At 36.9% G+C, this 19,208-nt stretch carries 15 protein-coding genes; 10 read left to right on the top strand and 5 right to left on the bottom strand.

Annotated elements, in window-relative coordinates:
• Positions 1 to 420: 420 nt before the first annotated feature.
• The 3 genes from ACM03V_RS05495 to ACM03V_RS05485 form a co-directional block, all read right to left on the bottom strand.
• Entirely contained in the window at positions 421 to 1,206 is a 786-nt protein-coding gene (locus tag ACM03V_RS05495; protein WP_414619750.1) for a TatD family hydrolase, read from the bottom strand.
• Positions 1,207 to 1,282: 76 nt separating this feature from the next.
• Positions 1,283 to 1,570 carry a 30S ribosomal protein S20 gene (rpsT, locus tag ACM03V_RS05490; protein WP_414619749.1) on the bottom strand — a complete coding sequence of 96 codons (288 nt, stop codon included), beginning with the start codon at positions 1,568 to 1,570 and terminating at the stop codon, positions 1,283 to 1,285.
• Between the two features lie 422 nt (positions 1,571 to 1,992).
• Positions 1,993 to 2,853, bottom strand: a complete 861-nt coding sequence (locus tag ACM03V_RS05485; protein ID WP_414619748.1) for a hypothetical protein — start codon at positions 2,851 to 2,853, stop codon at positions 1,993 to 1,995.
• A gap of 284 nt (positions 2,854 to 3,137) precedes the next feature.
• Here ACM03V_RS05485 and ACM03V_RS05480 point away from each other — a divergent pair, with 284 nt between their 5' ends.
• From ACM03V_RS05480 to ACM03V_RS05455, 6 genes are all read left to right on the top strand, one after another.
• Complete coding sequence (locus ACM03V_RS05480) at positions 3,138 to 4,886, top strand: choline/carnitine O-acyltransferase (RefSeq protein ID WP_414619747.1); 1,749 nt, start codon at positions 3,138 to 3,140, stop codon at positions 4,884 to 4,886.
• A gap of 300 nt (positions 4,887 to 5,186) precedes the next feature.
• On the top strand, positions 5,187 to 6,866 hold the full coding sequence (locus ACM03V_RS05475) for a protein kinase domain-containing protein (protein ID WP_414619746.1): 1,680 nt from the start codon (positions 5,187 to 5,189) through the stop codon (positions 6,864 to 6,866).
• 183 nt (positions 6,867 to 7,049) lie between these two features.
• Positions 7,050 to 8,597, top strand: coding sequence for a protein kinase domain-containing protein (locus tag ACM03V_RS05470; protein WP_414619745.1), 1,548 nt, complete (start codon positions 7,050 to 7,052; stop codon positions 8,595 to 8,597).
• Between the two features lie 62 nt (positions 8,598 to 8,659).
• Entirely contained in the window at positions 8,660 to 9,814 is a 1,155-nt protein-coding gene (locus tag ACM03V_RS05465) for a serine hydrolase (protein ID WP_414619744.1), read from the top strand.
• A 186-nt stretch (positions 9,815 to 10,000) separates the two neighbouring features.
• The gene (gene hisC / locus ACM03V_RS05460; protein ID WP_414619743.1) at positions 10,001 to 11,053 is read left to right on the top strand and encodes a histidinol-phosphate transaminase; all 1,053 of its coding nucleotides are present in this window, start codon (positions 10,001 to 10,003) and stop codon (positions 11,051 to 11,053) included.
• A 76-nt stretch (positions 11,054 to 11,129) separates the two neighbouring features.
• Entirely contained in the window at positions 11,130 to 11,990 is an 861-nt protein-coding gene (locus tag ACM03V_RS05455) for a TIGR02452 family protein (RefSeq protein WP_414619742.1), read from the top strand.
• A 166-nt stretch (positions 11,991 to 12,156) separates the two neighbouring features.
• Here the strand turns inward: ACM03V_RS05455 and ACM03V_RS05450 are convergent, their stop codons facing one another.
• Positions 12,157 to 13,989: an ArnT family glycosyltransferase gene (locus ACM03V_RS05450; RefSeq protein WP_414619741.1), complete on the bottom strand. Its 1,833-nt coding sequence runs from the start codon at positions 13,987 to 13,989 to the stop codon at positions 12,157 to 12,159.
• Positions 13,990 to 14,220: 231 nt separating this feature from the next.
• Here ACM03V_RS05450 and ACM03V_RS05445 point away from each other — a divergent pair, with 231 nt between their 5' ends.
• From ACM03V_RS05445 to alr, 4 genes are all read left to right on the top strand, one after another.
• Entirely contained in the window at positions 14,221 to 14,865 is a 645-nt protein-coding gene (locus ACM03V_RS05445; protein WP_414619740.1) for a class I SAM-dependent methyltransferase, read from the top strand.
• Positions 14,866 to 15,108: 243 nt separating this feature from the next.
• On the top strand, positions 15,109 to 15,624 hold the full coding sequence (locus ACM03V_RS05440; protein WP_414619739.1) for a hypothetical protein: 516 nt from the start codon (positions 15,109 to 15,111) through the stop codon (positions 15,622 to 15,624).
• A gap of 139 nt (positions 15,625 to 15,763) precedes the next feature.
• Complete coding sequence (locus ACM03V_RS05435; RefSeq protein WP_414619738.1) at positions 15,764 to 16,654, top strand: hypothetical protein; 891 nt, start codon at positions 15,764 to 15,766, stop codon at positions 16,652 to 16,654.
• 285 nt (positions 16,655 to 16,939) lie between these two features.
• A complete protein-coding gene (gene alr / locus ACM03V_RS05430) occupies positions 16,940 to 18,055 on the top strand; it encodes an alanine racemase (RefSeq protein ID WP_414619737.1) in 1,116 nt (371 codons plus the stop codon).
• A 106-nt stretch (positions 18,056 to 18,161) separates the two neighbouring features.
• Here the strand turns inward: alr and ACM03V_RS05425 are convergent, their stop codons facing one another.
• Positions 18,162 to 18,917 carry a hypothetical protein gene (locus ACM03V_RS05425; protein WP_414619736.1) on the bottom strand — a complete coding sequence of 252 codons (756 nt, stop codon included), beginning with the start codon at positions 18,915 to 18,917 and terminating at the stop codon, positions 18,162 to 18,164.
• Between the last annotated feature and the right edge of the window lie 291 nt (positions 18,918 to 19,208).

Below are 19,208 nucleotides of genomic sequence, written 5' to 3'. Positions count from 1 at the left end.
CGTCGCAGTGATGATATCCTATTACTAAAGGAATTAATGGAAGGCGCTGGGAAGATAGCTTTTCGGCGAATGACTTTGTTTTCGAGCTAGATTCTTCCTATACCGAGCTTCAGAACCTTAAATAGTTTTCTATAAATGAAATAATTCAGCCGTAATGGGTAAGCTAGTTAGAAGCTCATATATTTCCTTACTGAAACCGTAATTATCCTTCATAAGGATTTGCGTTACAGGAGATACATGAAACAACGAAACAGCTTTCACTTGAGCGTTTTTAATAATTCAGCTAATTATATTGCCAGTGCCACTCAACTATTATGACCTAAGCATACATAATCGGAGGAATGAATTATATCATATTTCCCATCCTCCTAAAGTAGGATTTCTGAATTAGCTTGAAATATATCCACACCCAAATGATTTTTACAGCTTTAAACCAAATAAATCGCAGGCATTCTTGGTAGTAGTTTGTGCAATTGACTCTAAGGTTTCTCCTCGCAAGTTAGCTACCTGTTCGGCTACGAAACGAACGTAGGATGGCTCGTTTCGTTTTTGCCCTCGTTTTGGAACTGGGGCTAGAAAAGGACAGTCAGTTTCAATGAGAAGGCGATCGCCATTCACCATAACAGCTGATTCTTTGATTGCATGGGCATTCTTGAAAGTAACGGTTCCGCTGAAGCTGATATAAAACCCTAAGTCCAAAAACCATTGGGTTTCTTCAGGGGTTCCACCCCAGCAGTGCATTACTCCCCGCACCTTTTCTCCATACCGCTCTTTGAAACGAGATAGCACTTGCTTCATCTCCAATGCTGCATCTCTACAGTGAATAATTACTGGCAAGTCGAGCTTTGCTGCTATTTCCAACTGCTTTTCCAGCACTAGAATTTGCTGCTCGTTATTATCAGCTTTATAAAAATCCAGCCCCATTTCGCCAATCGCGACAATCTTATCCCCAGCAGATGCTAAGGATTCGATTTCGTCGGCTGTTTGGGATGTCCACTTCTGGGCATCTAAGGGATGTAACCCCACGGCAAAACTAATTTCAGGAAATCTATCGGCTAATGCCTCGATTCCTGAAAATTCCGATGGCTCAACGCATGAATGCACCAGACGCACTACACCCGCTTCTTGCCATCGATCGCGCACCGCTTCCAAATCGGGCTGGAATTGGTCAAAGTTAAGATGAACGTGGGTGTCAATCAACTGCATTGATTTATCCTTGGGAAGAAAGCCAGCTATCGTTTGTAATTGCTACTGACTTTATGAATCTAACTAACTAGCCCTGCTATTGAGTCACAGAGTTTAGTTGTTTCGCTAAACGAGATTTTTGTCTGGCTCCATTATTACGATGAAGAACACCCCGTTTGACTGCTTTATCTATCTTCTGGTAAGCAGCAGACATACTATCTAATACTTCTTTCTTTAATTCTTCCGAAGGTTCGGCTTTATATTTATCCAACGTGGTGAAGTATTTCTTCATCAACGTTCTTAATGCCGATTTATAGGATTTATTACGTAGTCTGTTGCGTTCTGCAACTAAAACACGTTTGAGAGCCGATCTTGAATTTGCCACAGGTTTTAAGAAAACTATCTATATATGTACGCACACTAATAGCCTTACTAATATAGCATCCAATTTGTCAATATGAGGAAGCTACAAAAAAAATATCGGAAAAAAATTTTTTTTTGTGGTAAGTGGAGAAAATTTGCCCACATGACAAAGTTTTCCGCCGACACAGTAAAGTTAATGGTTTGATACAATTAGGACTTAATAGCGCCCCCCTTTTGAAGGCTTTCAAGGGTAGGTATTTAGGTTTTAGATAAATAGTTGAGAATTTTCTCAAGTGTTAAACGTAGTTTTAAGGTTCTAATCAATGATTTTAGTTCTAAAACCAAAAAAATAGCCGATCTACTATACCAATTCTGTATTAGGCTGCGCTAAATCACCTGTATGGGCTGATTTAAGCGCATCTTTATCTTTATAAAGAGATGGCATTAGCACCTGTTGTCGGATAATTTTGAAACATCCTTTAAGGATGCTCGACCAAATAACAACTCGTTATCTTGTAGTTTTCGAGCGATCTGCTGTTCTTTGGTGTAAGAAAATATAGCTGTATAACGTTGTTGATTTCCTACTACTTTTGTTACACGGTGTAGAGACAATTTACCCTGAAATATCTGTAAGTCTCCCGGTTGTAAATTATTTGTTTGAACACCTTCGTAACATCCATGTAAAACTTTACTGACTAATTCAAAATTCTCACTTGATGGTGTTCTAATATTAGGAGCATATTCAAAAATTCCACCTTCGCTGGCAGCTTGAACCATCAAAACAATACTGAAATCATTATCATCGTAATGCCACGGATGTTGTGCGCCTTGTCGTAAAATATTTAAGACTAATCCGGCTAAGGGATCGTTATATTCATATATAACTTCGGTTGCCAAACAAGCTGCAATAAAATTCTGAAAAATTGCTGCGTGGTAAATAATTAGGAAAAGCGATCGCGGTTGAAATTTACTTTGAGGAACAAAAGCATTGGTTCGTTCAAGAAAAAATCGTGCTGGATGTTCGGGTGCTAATGTTGGGTCATCATCTGTTTTAAATATATTTGTTTTTCGTGTTGAATAGTATGCTTCATGTTCTAGCAATAAAGATTCTTGTTGAGTTAAAAAAAGTGCATTAGTAGTTAAAAAATTTTTTAATACACAGCATCCTCTTTGCTGTAACTGTTGGCGACAATCGGCAATTAAATCTAACGATTTTTGTTGAGATAGGTCTGCAATGGGATACTGCTGAAAATTTATAATTTCTTCAATTTTTAGCGGCGCTTTTTTAAGTTGTTTACTAACCATTACATACCTGCTATTTTTGCACTTGATTTGATTATGTACAATTACAGTCTAATGACTTCTCAAACAGCGATTATCATAGGAGACACTAATGAAATTTTAAAAAAGTGTCTTTAATATGACTTTGTGTTGAAGATTACTTCTATCCCGTTCAAAGATTACTGATAATTAAACTATAGAGAAGCCGAAGATACAGAGGAAAACATCTTGCACGATCGGTAAGTCTATCAAATCAAAATTTAAGAACATCATATTGTTAATTCCTAAAAGTATTAATTAAACAACCAATGACGTACCAATTCCAAAATTCTCTTCCTAAGCTACCTTTACCAACATTAGAACAAACCTGCAAACTATATCTTCAGATAGTTGCACCGTTATTAAGCGAACAAGAAATAGATCGAACTCAAGCAGTAGTTGAGGAATTTCAGCAAGAAAGCGGTCAAAAACTACAGCAGCAGTTAGAAATAATCAATCGTGCTACCAAAACCAGTTACGTTCACGATTATCGAGAAGAAAGTTTTTCGGAATATCGCGGGGCTTTAGTTATCAATAAAAACTTTGGCGGAATACTCACACCAATTTCCCAACCAGAACTACCCCAAGCGCAACTCGCTGCAAATTGGATTGTCGATACGTTGAAATTTTATCTCAAGATAAAACGACGCGAACTAGAACCAGATCGGGATTCACCGCGTAATGGTAATCAACCAATGTGTATGATTCAGTACGAGAATTTGTTTGGTTGGAATCGAATTCCTGGTATTAAACGCGATCAAATGCGTCATAGTCCAGAACGAGAGAATGTTGTACTTATTTACCAAAATGAATTTTACTCGTTACAACCGCTCAAACAGGAAAAAATTGCACCAGTAGGAGAAATAGAGCAACAAATAAATTGGATTTTAGAAAATACTTCTTCTACTTCTTGTGAGGAACCAGCTTTAGGAGCATTAACTGCGATGCAAAGGGCTTCTTGGGCTGTTGTTCGTGAAGGTACGGTAGCTTTAGATCCAGAAAATGCTCATTCTTTAGATTTATTAGATAGTGCTTTATTTGTAGTTTGCTTAGATGATACAGCACCAGCAAATATAGAAGCAGCATCTGGAACTGTACTACATGGAGATGGAAAAAATCGTTGGTTTGACAAGCCTCTACAATTAATTTTTACATCTAATGGCTGGTCGGGTATTAATGTGGAGCATGTGGGAATTGATGGTTTTGTTGTCATGCGTTATTTGTATGAAGTCAATAAAGAACGACAGCAAAACCAGGAATCGGCGCAAAATACTTCTGTTGAGTTAGAACCACCTACAAAATTGCAGTGGAAATTCAGTGAAGAAATTTTAGCCGAAATTAAACAAGCAGAAGCAGAAGTTGAAGGTTTTATTTCCGAACATGAAATAAAGGTTTTGGAATACCAAGAATTCGGGGGAAATTCGATTAAAAACTACCGTATGAGTCCGGATGCTGTGGTTCAATTAGCAATTCAACTTGCTTATGTGAAGTTACGCAATAAAATCGATTCTGTATATGAATCAGTACATACTCGGCGATTCGCATACGGACGTACAGAGGCGATGCGTTCGGTTACTCCTGAGTCAGTAGAATTGATTCGTACTTTTACCGAACAGGATTCAGATCAAGCAAAATATGCAGCCCTTAAGAAAGCTGTAGCTGCTCATGTATCTCGCCAGAAAGATTGTCAGCAAGGATATGGTGTTGACCGCCATTTACAATCACTATTAAGGTTAGCGCGTGCCCAAGGAATGATGCCACAAATCTACCAAGATAAAGCTTATAAAGTTCTTGGTGAGTCAACTATTTGTACAAGTAGTTTAGCCGCAGGAATGGGTATGGATTTATTTTGTTTTGGTCAAGTGGCAGATAATGGCTATGGTATCGGCTATATTATCAAGCCCGATAGTATTACTGTGAGTGTTACTAGTAAGTATCAGCAAACACAAGAATATATCGACTTATTAAGACTGAGTTTTTCTGAGTTGGGTAAGTTGATAGCTCAAGAAAGCAGCTAAAATAATCAATTCTTAACCCGCTGTCATAAGTAACTAGGTCAAATTAAATATAAAACCTCACCACGCCACTTGCTACAACGGAGGAAACCTCCGCAACGCAGTGGCTTCTCAATCCCTCTCCTGGTGGAAGGAGAGGGAAGCCGGAGGCAGGGTGAGGTATCATCTTATATTTAATTAAGCCTACCTACTTAGCGGGTTTTGATTCTGTAGGTTATTTATCTAGTATTTATGGTTAAGAATTGAGTAAAATATATGACAGTATTTCTTATAGCTTACTAGCCCAAGAATTAAATTATTCAAATGCTGCTCAACAACCGCTATCGAATACTTCGGACTTTAGGAAGCGGTGGATTTGGAGAAACTTTTCTAGCAGAAGACACCCAGATACCTTCGACTCGCCAATGCGTAATTAAACAATTAAAAGTAATTCAAGATAATCCTCAAACCTATCAACTCGTGCAGCAGAGGTTTGCGCGAGAAGCGGCGATTTTAGAAGCTCTCGGTGACGGTAACTCTCAGATTCCTAGATTATATGCATATTTTTGCGAAGGACAGCAATTTTATTTAGCTCAGGAGTATATTCAAGGGCTGACTTTGAGCGAAATTATTCAAAATCGCGGGCGTTTGAATGAGTCTGGGGTACTAGAAATATTAATTAGTTTGTTAAATGTCCTCGACTACGTTCATAGTAAAGGCATTGTTCACCGCGACATCAAACCAGAAAATATTATTCTCCGCTCTTCAGATAATCAACCAGTTTTAATCGATTTTGGTGCGGTGCGAGAGACGATGGCTGCACAAGTTGATTCTCGTGGGGGTATTACTAGTTCGATTGTCATCGGTACGCCAGGATTTATGCCAATCGAACAAGCTACTGGGAGGGCTACTTTTGCCAGCGATTTGTATAGTTTGGGGTTAGTAGCTATTTATTTGCTGACGGCTAAAATGCCGCAAGAATTGCAAACAGATACCTATAGCGGTGAAATTATTTGGGAGAAAAACGGTATCAACCCTAATTTTGTCGCAGTTTTAGATCGAGCAATTCGCTCTCAAGTTAGAGAACGTTTTTCTTCTGCGAGAGAAATGCTTAATGCACTACAACCGCAGCCAACAGTACAAGTTATGCCATCGACACCAGTGGCAAAACCAAGAAAAACAGGAAACTGGTTCACGTCGGCGTTAATGGGTAGTTTAATTGGTGGATGCGTGCTGTTAGCTTTTATATTCGTTCAAGAAAAACAGCGATCGCAACAAACTAATTCCGTTAATCCCGTTCAGCCAAAGCCTACAGCAACACCAAGTAAACCCGCTGTTACTCCTCCCAAACAACAACCTCAAAAGTTTTATTTTCTGGCAGATTCGGCATTTCGAGAAATTAATAATGCTAACAACCAAATTACAGAATTAAAAAATGCTGGCTATAGCCAAGCTGGAAAATTTTGGTTGCAAGATTATCCTAATTTATCTAATAATCCATACCATCAAGTTTTCGCTGCGAAATTTAGCAGTCGTACAAACTGTATCGAGTCACTAAAAAATTACGTTCAACGCAATCAAAATGCTTATTGTGCCCTTGCAAGTGAAGATGCAAATGCATCGCCAAACTATTTTTACGGTTCTCAACTAGAAAGTCCTAAAACAGATTCCCAACTATCAGCTTCTCAAGCAGTACTTAATTACTATAACACTATTAATAATCGTAATTATACAACTAGCTGGAATCAACTTTCTGCGAAATTTAAAAGAAACAAATCTAATAATAATTACTCCGAATATACAAATTGGTGGAACAAAGTTCAACGAGTTGAAGTTGAACGAGCAAGGACTTTATCAACAACTTCTAATACTGCAACGGTGGAAGTACAAATGAAATATTATCTGAAATCTGGGAGAGAAATTCCTGATGCTCAAAGGTTCAATCTTGTATGGAATGCGACGCAGCAAAACTGGAACTTTGATGATTCAAGTAAGTTGAATTAAGGGAATAGGGAACAGAGGAAAAAGACGAGAAGCGATTTAATACCTTTTTATTTGAGGTTTCAGCTAATAAAGCTAGCTCAAGTAAAGTTTTTATGAAAATATTATTGATTTCTTTCAAGTAATATTCTGGTGGGTAAATGTATTATTTGTGGCTATAGTTTAATAAATATTGGGTGTGAACCTATGATGACACCAACACAATTAAACCATCGCTATCAAGTAATTAAAGTTTTAGCTTCGGGGGGATTTGGCGAAACCTATTTGGCTGAAGATACCCAAATGCCTTCTAAACGTAAATGTGTAATTAAACAACTTAAACCAGTAGAACACAACCCGCAAATATATCAATTAGTACAAGAAAGATTTCAGCGAGAAGCCGCACTTTTAGAAGAATTAAGTGATGGTAAAAATCAAATTCCCCAACTATATGCTTATTTTACGAACGATGAGCAATTTTACTTAATTCAAGAATATATAGAAGGAGACACCTTAACAAAAAAGGTGCAGCAACAAGGAATTTTAAGCGAAGCTTCGGTTAAAGAAATTTTAATTAATATTTTACCCGTACTGGACTACATTCACGGTAAACGTATCGTTCATCGAGATATTAAACCCGATAATATTTTAATTCGTCATAGCGATCGCAAACCTGTTTTAATCGACTTTGGTGCAGTTAAGGAAACCATGCAAACAGTAGTAGCAGTTTCCGAAAATTCCGCGAAGTCGATTGTGATTGGCACACCGGGATTTATGCCCAGCGAACAAACAGCCGGAAGACCAGTATATTCTAGCGATTTGTATAGTTTGGGACTAACTGCGATATACTTACTTACGGGGAAAATACCCCAAGAATTACCAAATAATCCATCTACAGGTGAAATTATCTGGCGAGAATATGCTCCAAATATTACCTCTAGCTTTGCCGCAGTTTTTGATAAGGCGATTCAATCTCATTCGCGCGATCGCTTTGCTACTGCTAAAGAAATGTTACAAGCATTGCAAACTGAAGCAATTCCTCTTCCGCCCACGGTACCTTACATTCCTGCACCATCGACACAACCTCCGACTGAAATTTCAACACCAGCAGCCCAGACACTAACTCAGGCACCAACAACTGTAGTTAATCGAGGAATGAAAGACTGGCAAAAAGCTACGATTATAGGCACTGTAATTGGGGTATGTGCGATCGGTGGTATCTCAATAATTAACAAACCATCAGCGAATCTGGGTGATGCTTCTAATACTACAAATTTGAATCAAACTGCAAATAAGCCAGCACAGCAATCTTCTAATCCAAATAACTTTACACCTGCGACATCATCGATTACAAGAGAAGCAGCTATTTCTGTATTGAATCAATGGCAAGATGCAAAGCGAGAATTATTTGCACCTCCTTTTGATCGCAATTTAGGGGCAGAATTAACTACAGGTGAAGCATATAGAAAAAATGTAGGTACTGATAGTTCATTAGAGTGGTTAGAAAACAATAATTCTTATTATCGATATGGAGTACAAAAAATTGATTCTGTAGAAAAATTTATTGCTAGTAATAATAGAGCAACAATTGATATTGTAGTTACTGAAGACAGAATATTTTATCAGAGTGGGGAAATAGTTCCTGGTGAAAATACTTCATTTGATACTAGATTAATTAGATATTCTTTACAGTTAGAAGATGGAAGTTTAAAAATTTCTGATTACAAAACGATCGACGTTATTAGTATTCATTAATAATGTATTGTTTTATCTCAATCGCAAATTTTAAGTTTATTTTTAGTATAAACATATAAACAATGAGAATCAGCGATAAAAAACGCTCTGCTCAATTATTACGGCTGCGATTTGCGAGTATAGTTATTGGAGTTGCCTTAACGATAGCTTCAATCGGTTTAGTCTTATTAAAACAACAAAATGCCGATAGTACCGAAAAAGGTGCCAAAGAAGTAAATCAATCCACGGCTGTGCGATCGACACCTACAGCATCAGCTTCACCAACTAAATCATTAGAAAGTATAGATACTTCAAAATTAGCATATAACATCACAACATCTCCTCAATTTACTCAAAGTAAACAATTAGAGAAAATTGTCAATCGAGTTGTTGATTTAGCTAAAGAGAAAAATTTACCAACTCAGCCACTATCAATTACATTAATTGACATAAAAACCGGCAAAACTGCGGGATATCAACAAGAAAAATTCAGATACCCAGCAAGTGTAGTTAAACTATTTTGGATGGTTTACCTTTATGCTCAAATAGAAAAAGAGATTTTATCGGAAGCAGATTTTACTCAATATCTAGATGAAATGATTAAAAAATCTGATAATGACTCTGCTAGCTATATTGTTGATAAAATTTCTCACACTGAATACCAAGAAAATATTCAAGGAGAAGAATCTCGAAATTGGAAAAAGAAAAGATTACAAGTTAATCAATATTTTCAACAAGCAGGATATGACAACATAAATGTCAGTCAGAAAACATTTCCAATTTCATCACCAAATCTTTCTCAACCAGAAGGTTCGGAATTAATATTGCGAGAAAATCGGGAAAATCTGATTCGTAATCAAATCTCAACTCAACAGGTTGCCAGACTGCTATATGAAATTTACAAAAAACAATCTGTATCATCAAATTCTAGTAAAAAAATGGCAAAATGGTTAACAATAGATGCTCAAAAGAGGAATATAAAAAAAGACGATGAGAATTCTGATGAATTTAATCCCGTAAGAGGATTTTTGAGCGCATCTTTACCAAATGATGTTGATTTTAAGGGAAAAGCAGGTTTGACTTCTAATTCCCGTAACGATGCTGGAATTATCACTACACCCGATGGAAAAACTTATATTCTAGTTGTTTTTGCTGACGATGAAGCTTATGCATCTGATTGGGATTTATTTCCTGAAATTTCACGATTAGCATTAAATAGTATGATTAAGAGGGAATAGGAAACGGGGAATAGGGAACAGGGAATAGTAAGAAGAAACTCATTTATGTTTATTTTTAGTGCGAGCATCTTGCTTGATTTAATTGATATTTTGAATTAACCTCACATATCCAAAAAAATATTTTTATCTGCTAAAGTCAATCCAAAATCTAAAATAAAAGCATCCGTTGTCAAAATCCAAAATCGTATGACTAGTTTCTTCCGTGCTGAAGTTGATGCAATGACTGGCTATATCCCTGGAGAGCAGCCAAAATCTGATAGTAAAATCATTAAATTAAACAGCAACGAAAATCCTTATCCTCCTTCCCCAAAAGTAAAAAATGTTTTGCAAAACTTCGATTGGGAATGGTTGCGACGATACCCGGATGCTTCTGCTACGGAATTTCGCAATGCTGCTAGTGATGTTTTAAGTGTTCCTGCTGATTGGATAATAGTAGGTAACGGTAGCGATGAAGTGCTGAATTTAGTAATTCGGGCTTGTACTGATGCTAGTAGAAAAGTAGTTTATCCTATGCCTACTTACGTACTTTACCGTACTTTAGTAGAAATGCAGCCAGCCCAGACAGTAGAAATTGATTATCCAGAAGACTATAAATTACCAATAGAAGAATTAGTAAAAGTTGATGGCGCTGTCACTTTTATAGCCACTCCTAACAGCCCTTCTGGACATATTGTACCAGTAGAAGATTTACAACAATTAGCATCAAGATTATCTGGTGTTTTGGTTGTTGATGAAGCTTATTGTGATTTTGCTTCTGGCGATGCGTTATCTGTAGTTAAAGAGTTTGAAAATGTAATTTCTATTCGTACTTTATCAAAGGGATATTCGCTGGCAGGGATTAGATTGGGATTCGGAATTGCCAATCCTAAGTTATTAGCTGGTTTGTATAAAATTAAAGATAGCTACAACATTGATGCTATAGCTTGTGCAATCGGTGCTGCTGCCATGCGCGACCAAAATTATAAAAATAGCTGTGCCCAAAAGGTTAAAATATCGCGGGGAAGGCTGTCGGAAGATTTAAAAAAATTAGGTTTTAAAGTTTGGGATTCTCAGACGAATTTTTTATTAGTGCAGCCACCCCAAGGGAATGCTGAATATTTATATTTGAAGTTGAAAGAACAAGGTATTTTGATTCGATATTTTAAACAGGAAGGGTTGGAAGATAAGTTAAGAATTGCTGTTGGTACGGATGAGGAGAATAAGGTATTGATTGAGGCTTTGAGTGGGTTGGTTGAGTAAAATTTAATTTATTTAACGCAAAGTCGCGCAAAGGTTTACGCAGAGTAACGCGGAGTTTTTATATAATTTTTAGAATATGAGTAAAAATAGAGAACAACGTGCGGCGATCGCCCAAGAAACTGTTAATATTTTAGAAATAGGTTTTTATCAAAATAAACAAAAAGAAACTATTAATATCCGAGAAAGTTTAGAATTAGCCATTCAAGGTTCTATTCATTATTCTGAAGACGATTTTTTTAAATTATTTTCTCAATTACGTAAAAAGCAAGCCAGAGAAAATCAAAATCAAATAGAGTTTAAAATAAATAACGAAACTACTCTTGATGCTGCTAATAGATTGGTAAATCAAGAAAGCTTTGACAAAGTATTATGTTTAAATTTCGCTTCTGCCAAAAACCCCGGCGGTGGATTTCTTAATGGTAGTCAAGCACAGGAAGAAAGTTTAGCAAGAGCAACCGGGCTTTATCCTTGTATTTCTCAAATGACGAAAATGTACGAGAAAAACAGAAATTACGATTCGTGTCTTTATCTCGATGATATGATTTATTCGCCGCAAGTGCCGGTTATTAGAGATGATTACGACAGATTATTGGATAAACCTTTTTCAATTTCAATTTTGACAGTACCTGCTGTTAATGCTGGTGCTGTGAGAAAAAATGGTAAAAAACAAGAAATAAATAAAATTGAAAGTACGATGTTGCAACGTACAGAAAAGTTATTGTCGGTTGCAGCAGTAAATGATTATAAAGTCTTAGTTTTAGGTGCTTGGGGTTGTGGTGTATTCAAAAATAATCCCAATGATGTTGCGAGATATTTTCATTATCATCTTGTAGAAAATCCGAAATTTAACGGTTTGTTTGAAAAGGTTGTGTTTGCGGTTTTGGATAATACGAAGGATGAAAGCGTTGTTGGTGCTTTTAGAGAAAGGTTTGAATGATGAAAACTCGATATTGCGCTACATAAGATCCTCCCTAACCCTCCTTAAGAAGGAGGGAATAAAGCCCCGATTTTTATAATTAGGGTTGGGGTTTTTAATCAGGTAAAAAAAGCCCCCCTTTTTTAAGGGGGGTTGGGGGGATCTAAATGCCCAATGCCCCATCCCCTCATTCCAAATGAATCAACTGATATTTTTGCACTTCACCAATTACGCGATGAGGTTGCGATATTTCTAAAGCTTGTTTTTGAGGTATCCAAGCGTAACTCGAAGCAGAAAGTTGGGAAAGTTCATTTATATTTATTCGTTTCCCATGTTTTGGAGTATAAAAATTAATCAAAACTCCAGTTTTACCGCCAACGTTAACGAAATTTATCGGATGATTTTTCAAAGTTTGACTGATTTCTGGCTGTTGTAAAAATGCTTGGAAATCAGGATTGTAATTGCTCAATAAACCCAAACTACCAGTTACCGCTAAAGTTAACCAAGCAGAAATTAACCAAGCACCTATCCAATAGCGTGCAGTAATTATATTTTTACCAAAGCGACAGCGAGCAATCCAAATTAAGGGTAGAGTTAACCAGCCCAAACCTAATACTAAACCTATGATTGCATAATTGCGGATTTCTCCATCGCTATCGCTGATAAAGAAAACAATCGTACCTGTTAATAAAAGTATCATTCCCAGGGTACCAAAAGTATAGTTTAAAGTTTTTAGAATACGAGTTGAAGAAATAGAAAATAAAGGTATACTTTTGATTTTAAATTCTTTATTTTGTTGATTCCAAATTTTTCCCAGCCAACTTAAAGCTACCGCAGCAAGTAAAGCAATAAAAGGATACAAGCAAAGACTGTAGTGAGATGTTCGAGTTGAAAAAATACTGATTTCAACAAAGAAAATCAGCGGAAATCCTATTATAATTGAAATATCTTTTAAATAATTCAATTCTTCTTTTTTTTTAGTGCGAGCATCTTCCTCGCTATTTTTATTGCCGTGTTTCTGGCTGAGATTATTTTTATCTAACTCGCTTGTGTAATTGCTGTGTTCTTTACTTTTATAATTACTATATATTAAAGTTTTATCGTTAATCTCTTCACTTTGATAAATATATTTGGACAGCAAATCGCGAATTAATAAGCCCGTACCAAAGAAGCTAAACAACGACCAAGGAAAAGCTATAATAGGGACATTCCAAAAATAATAAATCCAGTTATTATTATGACGCTCGCTAGAATTAAGTTTGGTTACAAAATTAATTAACTTTGCAACACTATCGCTACCAAAGCGTAAGTAACTAAGCCTTAACCAAATTATAGTAGGTGCCAACCCGAATAAAAATCCCACGTATAACATTGGGTTTGCTAAATGATTGTGACGACGATACTGCAATATTAAATAAGGGGATAAAGCTACGATCGGAATAAAAATCATGAAGCTTCTAAATAAGAAGCCAAAAGAAAAACTAAACCCAGCAATTAAACCCCAAATATAACGATGCTGGAAATTTAATTCAGCTTTTAATAAAGATAATATTCCTAGAAGTACCAGAAAAACCATCGAAACATCTGGAGTTCCCAAACGAGAATATTGCAGCCAAAGAAATTCTACGCTGAGAATTGCAGCAGCCAACCAAGCAAGTTTTTTATTTAATAATATTTTGCCAATTTCATATACAAGCAACACGCTCAAAATACCAACAATCATACTTGGTAAACGAACGCTAATTTCACTGATTCCAAATAAACTATAAAAAGCAGCAATTAACCAATAAAAACCCGGTGTTTTATGATGTGGAGTTCCCCAAGGATTTATCCAGTCACCCGAATCATACATCAAGCGCGATCGCCCAGCGTAAAGTCCTTCATCATGAGCCATCAAGCTGTTATCACCTATACCTAATAGCAATAGCGGAAGCATCCAAATTAATAAACTTAAATAAGGAAAACCTGCCCAGTTTATTAGATTTTGTTTAACAACAGAAAACTTTAGTTTGGATAGCATTTGAGTAATAAGAATTGCAGATGACAGGCTTAGCTAATTTATTGTTAAATCTCGTTTAAAAATATGTAAATTGGTATACAAAATGTACCATATTTAAACAGTTAACAGTTAACAGCGAGCAGTGAACAGTGAGCTACAGTCATTTAAAAGGTATAAGAAGTAGTGGGAGCGTCTCGCTCCCTAGTGAAAACTAACAACTAATAACTGATAACTGATTTAAAGGGGGATTTTATGGTGCTTCGACCAAATCAACGCATAAAGTTGGATGATACGGATGATAAATTGTTTTACGGGCTTCCCCGTTTTGTTACTCATGTAGATGATGGGTTTATTCAAAAACTTACGGATTTGTATCGTCAACGTCTCGAACCGAATACGCGGATTTTTGACATGATGAGTAGTTGGGTTTCCCATTTACCCCAAGAAATGCAGTTTAGTCATGTTGAGGGACACGGACTCAATCAAGAAGAATTAGCACGCAATCCACGTTTTGATAATTATTTTGTGCAAAATCTTAACGAAAATCCTAAATTACCGCTGAAAGACCAAGATTTTGATGCTGTTCTTAATTGTGTTTCAGTACAGTATTTGCAGTATCCGGAAGCAATATTTACTGAAATTCATCGCATCCTCAAACCTGGTGGTGTAGCAATTTTCAGCTTTTCTAACAGAATGTTTTCTCAAAAAGCAATTCAAGCGTGGCGCGATAGTAGCGAAGCCGGTAGAGTCGAATTAGTTAGAAGCTACTTTCAATCGGTTCCCGGATTTACTCCTCCAGAAGTAATCAAAAATCAATCAACTGCACCAAATTTCCTCCAGTGGTTAGGTGCGGCAGGTGGCGACCCATTTTATGCTGTTATAGCTCACCGAAATTAACAGTTAATAAAAGTTAAAGGTTAAAGGTCAAAGGTCAAAGGTTAAAGAAAACCGTATTAATGTTGATTCCTTTGTCCTAATAGTAATAACGTTTAACTGTTGATAAACATACTTAAAAGTTATCAAAAAAGATTTTTGTTGATTGACAAATGAAGTATAAAGGATGAGTCATAAAGTATAAATTGTTAATCCTTTATACTTTGTTCGGTCAAAATAAGGTCAAGATACAATTAGGAGTCAAAGATGAATTTTTCCCGCACCCGCAGGATATTAGCGGCTTTACTACTTTCGATTTTGCTATTCACAACAGCCTGCGCTCAAAAAGCACCAGGACGTTTTGACCAAGTGCAGCAGGAAAGCACCCAGCAAAAGAGAGGACAAGCTGTTGCTAAAGATGCTACTCAAGGCAGTGAGTTTAATAAGTTTTTCCCTTCAGCTTCAGATGGTTATCAGCGAGTCTTTACTCAAGAGAAAAAAGGCTTTGCTCAAGCGAAACTGAAAAAAGACGGCAAGGAAGTAGCGAAAATTTCCATTAACGATACCACCAGCAACCCTTCGGCAGCAGCCAAATTTGCTAACAGCCCCAAAAAAATCTCCGGTTATCCAGCGGTAGAACTTGGAAAACAGACTGCGGTTTTAGTGGACGATCGCTATCAAGTAAAAATAATCTCCAGCGATGCTGATGCATTTACAGCAGCAGATCGAGAAGCTTGGCTGAAGAAATTTGACCTCAACGGTTTATCGCGTGTGAAAGCTTAGTAGTTGTTAGTGGTTAGTTGTTAGATACATAATTCCTAACTCCTAACTCCCGTTCAGACGTAGCACTGCTACGTCTCTACAATTTCTAACTAAAATCAATCTTCCCAGCAAAAAGTAAATAATCAAGGAGCCTACTATCATGAGTAAACCAGTTTTTGAATTGGTTGATGAACTACCAACAAGCGGTATTACCGTTTCGGTGCTAAATGCGTTAGATAGTATTACCCCAGGGCATTGGAAAAATACAGTCGGTTTTGTCAATACCATTAAAGAGGTAACTGGCGAAGATGATGAAGATATGATACAAGCCATTGGCGAACGGGCAATTTATCTTTACAATGACCGTTCTCAAGGATATCAAAAAGGTTTATGGCTTTACCAAACCGTTGACAGCACCGATAAAGCTTTGGGTGCGGCGGCTTTGGCTAATAAAGTCAGCGGTAAAATTCCTTTGTTCGGAGGTTTAATAAACAGATTTACTCCCAAAGCTGATAAAGCACAAACTATTGATTTATCTTTGAAATTAATCGCCGAATTGCTAGCTTTTTGCAGCATCAACGGTATTCCTGGAGATAGCATTGGCGATTTTGTCGCTTCTTTGGGTGAATATAGCGGTGAATCTTACATCCGCATGGTGGGATTAATCTGCCTTGATGGTTTGGTTCCCCTCGGCCCCGATTTTATTCAACAAGCACAATCTGCACTCAACGGAATGAGTCCGAAAGAGTTAGAAGATAACTCTACATTCAAGCAGATGAATGATGCAATACCCGGTGATAGTTCTGAAGGTAAACTTAACTTTATTGGTTCCAGCTTTGACTCAGTAAAAGGCTGGATGAGCAACACCGTATCGAAGAATGATTTAACTCCTCAAAAAGTTACGAGTAAGTTGAGCAATTTCGTTGATTTTGCCGATGATAAATTAGATTATCTCGCCGCTTTCCTCGACCTCAGCACCAACTATTTTGAGCATACAGGTACGCAAACCCTTACAAAACGCTTGATCGAGCGAGCTGAAGCCGAAATTTAATTCTCATGGTTCGTAGCTCCGGACTTTAGTCCTCTGATTAAGTGGCTCAAGCCCTGACTACGAACTTTTTTTAGTTTCATAGTTTTTAGATAATTAGCAATAGTTTTTATTACCGATTAATTTTTATCAAAAGATAATTCTCAATATAAATAAAATTCTTTTTAAAAAGTAAAATATAAGCATTAAATAACCAGCTAATTGTTTGATTTGCGCTCTAAAAATGTAGCAGTTAATAGATATGATTGATTGATTCAGAATCGGTAGGAGAGAATTTAATTGGCCCCAATGAATCAGCATCATATTGAAGTAAAGGTTTCAGCAGATAAGTTCAAAAATAATATTAGTTACATTCGTAATCAAGTTAAACCTTCTCAACTGTGCGTAGTCATGAAAGCTAACGCTTACGGGCATGGTTTGAAGCAATTAGCCCCTACAGCAGTTGCAGCAGGTGCAGACTATATAGGTATTTGTACTAACCCCGAAGCAACAATTATTCGCGATTTAAGTTTAAACGTAAAACTGTTGCGTTTGCGGATGGCTTTACCTGAAGAATTGCAGGAATCCATCGAGAGTCTCAACATAGAGGAACAAATAGGAACCATCGAGGCCGCTAACTACCTTTCCGAAGCAGGATTCAAGCAAGGAAAAAAGATTTCCGTGCATATCAACATCGATACGGGAATGGGTAGAAGCGGTTTTTTCTCTAATCAAATAGAAGAACTTAAACAGGTTTGCGGGCTACCAGGTATCGATATTGTGGGTATAATGACTCACTTTGCGAGTTCCGATGGCAAAGATTTAGGGTTTACTCATAAACAAATAGAAGACTTTTACCAAGCACGTGAAGTCCTAAAAGATTACGTAGACCATAAAGTACTAACTCACACTCATAACAGCGCGGCTACAGTACGTGTAGCTAACGAACACAACCGATTAGTCAGAGTAGGAGCAGCTTGTTACGGCGTGCGAACCTCCCAGGATTTTGAAAATCCTCCCGAACTAAAGCCAGTAATGTCAGTAAAAACCAGGGTAGCCCAAGTAAGGAAAATACCCAAAGGCAAAACCATCGGTTACGGCAGCTTATTTACTACCCAACGGGATAGTTTAATTGCATCCTTACCAGTAGGTTTTGGTGAAGGTTATCCCCGCTCATTATTCAATAAAGGTATTGTTTTAATTAAAGGTTATCGCTGCCCCGTAGTCGGAAGAGTATCATTAAACATCACCACAGTAGATATTACAGACATTCCAGAGCCAGTTACATGGGGTGATGAAGCAGTATTAGTAGGAACTCAAGGTAACGAAGAAATCACCTTCGAGGAACTAGCAGATAAATTTTCCAGCGTACACACCGAAATCAACTTAATGGCAGGTTTTATGAATCACGTTAGTTATGTTTAAAAGTTAGGAGTTAGGAGTTAGAAATGAGTAGCAAGTCAACTCGTTCCTAGCCTCTGGCTTGTAATGCATTGCAACTCATAACTCCTAACTCCTAACTCCTTATTCCCTACTTCGGCAATTTCAAATTCGCTACAAATGCATTTAGATAAGGCTGAAATACTGACAGATTTTCCAATTTTTCAAATTTAACAACTGATGAAGCTGGATCGAAAGCAGTATTAATTAAATAAAGTGCTTTGCCATCAAAAGCGACATAGCTTATATGCTGCTCGCGTACACCACCTTTTTGCTCGATTCCAGCAAAACCGTAACGTATTCCTTGAAGTTTACCAACTCGTGCTGGCTGTAGTGGATAAGCAGAAAATAAGATACCATCCGCTGTTTTAGCTGTTTTTAACTTATCGTCATAAACATATTTACCGCTTTTAGCTAATACACCATACCTCTCTTTTACCCAAGTATTAAGTGCAGCTGTTACCAGTGTAATATATTTGGGACTTTGATAATTTATGTTTTGATCGATGGGAATACCAGTATTAAGCAGCATTTTTTGAAAATTAGGCTGGGTTTCCAAAGGTAAAATTCCCATTTCCACCGTACCTAAAAGTTTCCCATTCGCAGAAACACACAATAGAGAATCTTTATCCTGACAAGGATTGATTTTCCAACCTGCTGGAAGCGGAGTATCTTGTAATAAATTGTTCCAAATATTATCTTGATTGGATTTTGTCGCAACTACAGTAGGAGTTGGTGTTTTCATCGAAGCTTGTGAGTTTTTATTAGCAGAGAAATAAGATGCTGCTGTTGTAACTCCGATTGGAACTAATATCAAACCGAGCAATACGTGATAAAGTCGTATCATTTTGTTTAAAAATAAAAATATAATGCAGAAAGTAGGTTAAAGGTGGAGGGATTTTAGATTTTAGATTTTAACAACGGATGCTTTTGTTTTGGATTTTGGATTGGAATTAGGTAGTTAGGATTTAGGAGTTAGGAATTGAAAATATACAAATATTACATCTTACACTACTCGCAACAACCGCCTTGGAATTTATTCCAAGGCTGATAAACAAAGTCTGATGAATCAGACTGAGCAAGGTTTTGAAGTGATTATAGTGCGTTTTAACGTACTTTATATATTAGCCTTGAAATT

It is taken from the genome of Calothrix sp. CCY 0018 (assembly GCF_963920925.1).
GTDB lineage: Bacteria > Cyanobacteriota > Cyanobacteriia > Cyanobacteriales > Nostocaceae > Rivularia.
The sequence above is the reverse complement of the archived record's forward strand: the minus strand, read 5'-3'. Positions and strand labels throughout refer to the sequence as shown.